Below are 5,755 nucleotides of genomic sequence, written 5' to 3' on the forward strand. Positions count from 1 at the left end.
CGGCGCTCGACGCCGTGGGGTGAGCAACCGGTCATCATCATGTTGCTGGAAGTAGAAGGCGCAGGCGACTTTCTGCCACCTTACGCCGGTAATCTCGACATCATGACCGCAGCAGCGCGACGTGTCGGCGAGCTTTTTGCCTCCCATCTCCTGAGTAAACTGGAGGTGACAGCATGAAAGCGCCTCGTTTGACCGATACCACTCTCCGCGATGGTTCTCACCCGATGCGCCATCAGTTTACGCGCGAACAGGTGGTCAATATCGTGCGAGCGCTCGATCAGGCTGGTGTGCCGGTCATCGAGGTGAGTCATGGCGATGGTCTGGCCGGATCCTCATTGCAATATGGCTTTTCACACACGTCTGAATTTGATCTCATCGAAACGGCGCGCAGTCATGCCGAACGAGCCAGGATTGCTGCGCTGATGTTGCCAGGCATTGGCACACGCAAGGAACTAACCGAGGCGGTAGCGCGCGGGATTCAGATAGTCAGGATTGCCACTCAATGCACCGAAGCGGATGTTTCCGAACAGCACTTTGGCTTGGCCAAAGAGTTAGGGCTTGAGACAGTTGGTTTCTTGATGATGGCGCACATTCGTCCACCTGAGGTGTTGGTCGAACAGGCGCGGTTGATGGAGTCTTACGGCGCAGACTGCGTCTACATTGTCGACTCGGCAGGGGCTATGTTACCCCACGAGGCAGCCGCGCGAGTGCGTGCCTTGAAAGAAGCTCTCTCGGTGCAGGTCGGTTTTCACGCCCACAACAATCTCGGTCTGGGTATCGGGAATACGCTGGCTGCCCTCGAAGCCGGCGCCGATCAGATTGACGGTTGTTTGCGCGGGCTTGGCGCCGGCGCCGGTAACGCAGCCACAGAGCTGTTGGCTGCCGTGCTTGACCGTCTAGGAATCAATCCCGGGCTTGATATCTTCCGTTTGATGGATGCCGCCGAATACATCGTAGCGCCAATGATGCCGTTCCAACCCTTCCCCGATCGTGACGCAATCACAATCGGGTATGCTGGCGTCTACTCAACCTTCCTGCTGCATGCTAAACGGGCCGGAGCGCAGTATGGCGTTGATCCGCGTGAGATTCTGGTCGAACTGGGTCGGCGTCAGGCCGTGGCAGGCCAGGAGGATTGGATTATCGATGTGGCGCTTGATCTGCGTCGCCGGCATGCAGCAGAGGGGAGAAAGGAGACGGTGGTATGAACCAGCCTGTAGCGCCAGGATATATGACTTCTTCGATTGACTCACGGCTATTCCGCACCACCATGGGCTGTTTCGCGACCGGGGTGACCGTAATTACCACCGCGTACAATGGTGATATTCACGGAATGACGGCGAACGGCTTCATGTCAGTCTCGTTAGACCCACCGCTCGTGCTGGTCTCGATTGGACATCGGTCGCGTATGCATACGCTGCTGGCTCCCGGTCGATCCTACGGAGTAAGCAAGCTGAGTGAAGAGCAAGAGCTGTTGAGCCGCCATTTTAGCGGCAAACCGGTTGCCGGGCTGGAACCGAAATTTATCTGGCAGGCCGGAACGCCACTGATTGCTGATGCGCTGGCGCACGTAGTTGCGCGGATCATCGACGCGCATCCGGCTGGCGATCATACCCTCTTTATCGGCCTGGTTGAGTATCTGGCATACCGGGATGGAAGACCATTGCTGTTCTACCGCGGTCAGTACGGCAGAATGGCGGCTATCTGAAAGCGGTATTGTTACGCGCTACCAGAAGGTGATCAATGGGTGAGCAGATTCTGACCGGAAATACCATCACCAACCTCAACCGGCAAGGGCCTGACGATGCGCCGGCCATTCTCTTCATTCACGGCTCTGGACCTGGCGCCAATGGCTGGTCGAACTGGCAATTGGCGCTACCGGCGCTCGGTGAGCGCTGGCGATGTCTGGCTCCCGATCTGATCGGGTTTGGGGATAGCCAGCATCCCGATCCGGCACCGACCAATATCCGTCATTGGATGCGTTTGTGTGTCAACCAGATGCTGGCGCTGCTCGACGCGCTTGGTCTCGCGCAGGTCGATCTCGTCGGTAATTCGATGGGGGGCGCGGTGGCGCTACATCTTTTGCTGGAAGCGCCGCAGCGGTTTCGGCAGGTTGTTTTGATGGGCGCAATCGGTGCGCCATGTCGTTTGACGCCGGAACTCGATCGGTTATGGGGCTTCTACGACGATCCGTCGCCGGTATTGTTGGCCCAGGCCATTCGATGGTTCGTTTACGACGATCGATTTGTCAGTGAACGACTCGACGAGATTGTCCAGGTACGCTACGCCGCGGCAATGCGGGAAGAAGTGCAGCGATCATATCAGGCAATGTTTCCCGCACCCCGCCAGCAACATCTCGATGCCTTGATTGTGCCAGATGCTGCCCTTCGTCGAATTGAGCAGCCGGCGCTCCTTATCCACGGGCGCGATGATGCAATTGTGCCGGTTAATACCAGCTTCTATTTGCTTGATCGCTTGCCCAATGCCGAATTGCACGTCATCGGTCGCTGTAGTCACTGGACGCAGATCGAGCATAGTCGGCGGTTTCATCAACTGGTGAGCATGTTTTTGAGCGAGGCTTGAAGCGAATGTGGTTGCCCGGCACGATCAACGCGCCAGACTCCCTGAGACGTGATCGCGCCGATAGCCGATGATTGCGTAGTAAACAGGAAACCAGGATGCTTCTCTTGCGCATCACGATGCTTGAAGGGCGCAGCGCAGATCAGAAAGCTGAGCTGGCGCGGTCACTATCCATAGCGGCGGCGGAAGCTTTTGGTGTGCCGCTCACAGAAGTTCGGTTAATCATTCAGGAAGTCTCATCTACACACTGGACTGTAGGTGGGCGTTCGCTGGCCGAGTTGCGACAACAGGAACAGTCTGCGGGTGGGCAGTAGACGTTCTGGTCAGTTTCTGCAGTTGCGGCGAGCGAGAGGAGATTACGATGACCCTGACGAGCATCGAAACTGAATTAGCTCAGACAATTGGCGATGCGCGCGCGATGCGGCGCATGATTGTCGGAAATCGGTTGGATTGGGGCGTCGATTTAAACGGCGCATATCGAATTCAGCAAGCGCGTTTCGCTAACGAAATCTGTATCGGTTATAAACTCGGCCTGATCAGTCCGGCAAAGCAACAACAGATGGGATTGGAGCAACCGATCTACGGACGAATTACCCCATCGATGATCGGCGATCAGGTGGTGCAGCTCGGCAATTTTGTGCAACCAAGACTCGAACCGGAGCTGGTTGTCGTCTTGCGCCGCTCGATTCCGGCGACGGCTGAACCGGGTGCCGTAGCCTGCGCTATTGGCGGTTTCTTCATCGGTGTCGATATTCTCGATAGTGTTTGGCGTGATTACCGGTTTAGCGCGGTGGAAGTCATTGCCGATAATGCGTCGAGTGGAGGTTTCCTGCTCGGCGCGCGCCTGCACGAACGGGTGCCAGATGGCGAGTTGCGGCTCTACCTGAATGGCGAATTACGCACAGCCGGCTCTATCGCTGCGCTCGGTCATCTCGAACAACAACTGTGCTGGTTGGCGCGAAATGTTGACGGTCTTGCCGCTGGTCAGATTATCTTCCTTGGTTCGCCGGCGCAAGCAGTGCCGGCTACGACTGGCGTTCTCGAAGTAACCGTTGGTGATGACATCATCCAGGCGTATCTGGCGGGAGAGGAATGATGGATTACCCCTTCTTTCAGGTAAGTCACTATATCAATGGTCAGTTTATCAATCGCGGGCCACAATTTGAAATCCGTTATCCGGCGACGAATCAGGTGATCGGATCGGCGCCAGAGGCGGGTGCCACAGAGGTTGACGAAGCCGTGCAAGCGGCACGCCGGGCCTTTGCGCAGTGGAGTCGGACGCCGGTGGCCGAACGACGACAGATCCTGAAACGATTTGCGCAACTGATTCGCGATCACGAAGCTGAACTGGCAACAATTGAAACCTGGGATGTAGGCCGACCGATCAGCGAGAATCGGGCCGGCTATATTCCAAGGATTGTGGCGAATATCGAGTTTTTTGCCGACTTCGCTGCCACGCATGGCAGCGAAGCCTACCCCATGGATAACGGCTATATCAATTATGTGTTGCGGCAACCGGTTGGCGTTGCTGCTTTAATCGCTCCGTGGAATATTCCGCTGTTGCAAGCCACCTGGAAGATGGGGCCGGCGCTGGCGTTTGGTAATACCGTAGTGCTCAAGCCGGCTGAGCTGACCCCAATCGGCACATGGCGATTGGCGCAAATCGCCCACGCCGCCGGCTTTCCGCCCGGAGTGATAAACGTGATCCATGGCTTTGGGCCAGACTCGGCTGGTGAACTGCTTACCAGGCATCCTGAAGTGAACCTGATCTCCTTTACCGGCGAAACGACTACCGGCAAGATTATCATGGCTGCGGCTGCGCCGACTCTCAAGCGAGTGTCGTTTGAGTTGGGCGGGAAGGGCGCCAATATCATCTTTGCCGATGCCGATATAGAGCGCGCAGTTGCGATCAGTTTGCGTTCCTCCTTCTTCAACCAGGGTGAGTTTTGCCTGGCCGGCCCACGCATTCTCGTGCAACGACCACTATACGAAACCTTCCTGGAGCGATTCCAGGCTGCGACAGCAGCCTTAAAGGTCGGCGATCCCTTCGATCCTGCAACCAGAGTCGGCGCGCTGATTGCTCCCGAACATCTGGCCAGGGTAAGGAGTTATATCGAACTGGCCTGCGCTGGTGGCGCTCGCATCTTGACCGGTGGAGAACAACCGCATCTTCCGCGCCCATTCGATCAGGGTAATTTCTTGCTACCAACAATCATCGCAGAGGCGCAACCGCATGATCGAGTCTGTCAAGAAGAGATCTTCGGTCCTGTTGTGACCATTGTGCCGTTCGATGAAGAGGAGGAGGCAGTGGCAATTGCCAACGGTGTGAGCTACGGCCTTTCGGCTGTGGTGCAAACGCGCGATGTGGGTCGGGCTGTACGATTGGGCGCAGCGCTTGAGGCTGGAACAATCTGGGTCAATGACTTTTTCGTGCGTGACCTGCGGGTTCCGTTCGGTGGCATGAAGCAGAGTGGTATTGGGCGTGAAGGTGGTCATTACAGTCTTGAGTTTTATACGGAGGTCAAGACGATATGTCTGAGCAATCAATAGCAACCGGTATCGATGAAACCGTCATTACTGCGCTTGCTCAGCGTCTTGATCAGGCCTGGGAAGAGCGTTTCACGATCCCGCCATTGACCGAGCGTGATGGGATAAGCGATGCCACAACCGCTTACCGCATTCAAACGCGCTGGACAGAGTTGCGACTCGCGCGCGGCGAACGGATTTTAGGCCGTAAAATCGGTCTGACCAGCAAGGCGGTGCAAGAACAAATGGGCGTAAACGAACCAGATTACGGCACTCTGTGGGCTTCGCGCTATTTTCCGCTGATCAATGGGCGAGTGGAGGTGCCGAGCGCAATCTTCTTGCAACCGCGGGTTGAGGGTGAACTGGCCTTTTTAATCGGTGAAACGCTCGATTGGCCGGCGATCACGCCTCAGCAGGTACTGGCTGCTACCGAAGCGCTGGCAGCCACTATTGAAATTGTTGATAGCCGCATCGAGCGCTGGCGGATCAAGCTTGCCGATACCATTGCCGACAATGCCTCATACGGTGGACTGACAATTGGGCCATGGAGTAAAGCATTGCGTTCGCGCGATCTACGCACTATCGGGATGGTGATGAGCCACAATGGGAGACCTGCCGTGGCTGGAACCGGCGCTGCCGCGCTTGGTCATCC

The 5,755-nt window shown here is 56.7% G+C and carries 7 protein-coding genes and 1 pseudogene; all 8 read left to right on the forward strand.

The window, feature by feature from the left end:
• Positions 1 to 177: pseudogene (locus Q0650_RS14595) on the forward strand (acetaldehyde dehydrogenase (acetylating)); the annotation flags it as partial.
• The gene (gene dmpG, locus Q0650_RS14600) at positions 174 to 1,205 is read left to right on the forward strand and encodes a 4-hydroxy-2-oxovalerate aldolase (protein WP_298820208.1); all 1,032 of its coding nucleotides are present in this window, start codon (positions 174 to 176) and stop codon (positions 1,203 to 1,205) included. The pseudogene Q0650_RS14595 and the gene dmpG, both read left to right, overlap by 4 nt.
• Complete coding sequence (locus Q0650_RS14605) at positions 1,202 to 1,705, forward strand: flavin reductase family protein (RefSeq protein WP_298820210.1); 504 nt, start codon at positions 1,202 to 1,204, stop codon at positions 1,703 to 1,705. The genes dmpG and Q0650_RS14605 overlap by 4 nt, the downstream gene beginning before the upstream one ends.
• Before the next feature lie 35 nt (positions 1,706 to 1,740).
• Entirely contained in the window at positions 1,741 to 2,580 is an 840-nt protein-coding gene (locus tag Q0650_RS14610; protein ID WP_298820212.1) for an alpha/beta fold hydrolase, read from the forward strand.
• Between the two features lie 95 nt (positions 2,581 to 2,675).
• Positions 2,676 to 2,891 (forward strand): 4-oxalocrotonate tautomerase family protein, encoded by a 216-nt coding sequence (locus tag Q0650_RS14615; RefSeq protein ID WP_367280826.1) that lies wholly within the window; start codon positions 2,676 to 2,678, stop codon positions 2,889 to 2,891.
• A gap of 47 nt (positions 2,892 to 2,938) precedes the next feature.
• Positions 2,939 to 3,673, forward strand: a complete 735-nt coding sequence (locus Q0650_RS14620; protein ID WP_298820215.1) for a 2-keto-4-pentenoate hydratase — start codon at positions 2,939 to 2,941, stop codon at positions 3,671 to 3,673.
• Positions 3,673 to 5,127: an aldehyde dehydrogenase gene (locus Q0650_RS14625; RefSeq protein WP_367280827.1), complete on the forward strand. Its 1,455-nt coding sequence runs from the start codon at positions 3,673 to 3,675 to the stop codon at positions 5,125 to 5,127. Before Q0650_RS14620 ends, Q0650_RS14625 begins: the two co-directional genes overlap by 1 nt.
• Positions 5,109 to 5,755 (forward strand): 2-keto-4-pentenoate hydratase (locus Q0650_RS14630; protein ID WP_298820218.1); only part of this gene is annotated, 647 nt, incomplete at its 3' end. The genes Q0650_RS14625 and Q0650_RS14630, both read left to right, overlap by 19 nt.

Origin of the sequence: uncultured Chloroflexus sp. (assembly GCF_937129525.1) — a bacterium.
In the GTDB taxonomy this organism is placed as follows: Bacteria; Chloroflexota; Chloroflexia; order Chloroflexales; family Chloroflexaceae; genus Chloroflexus.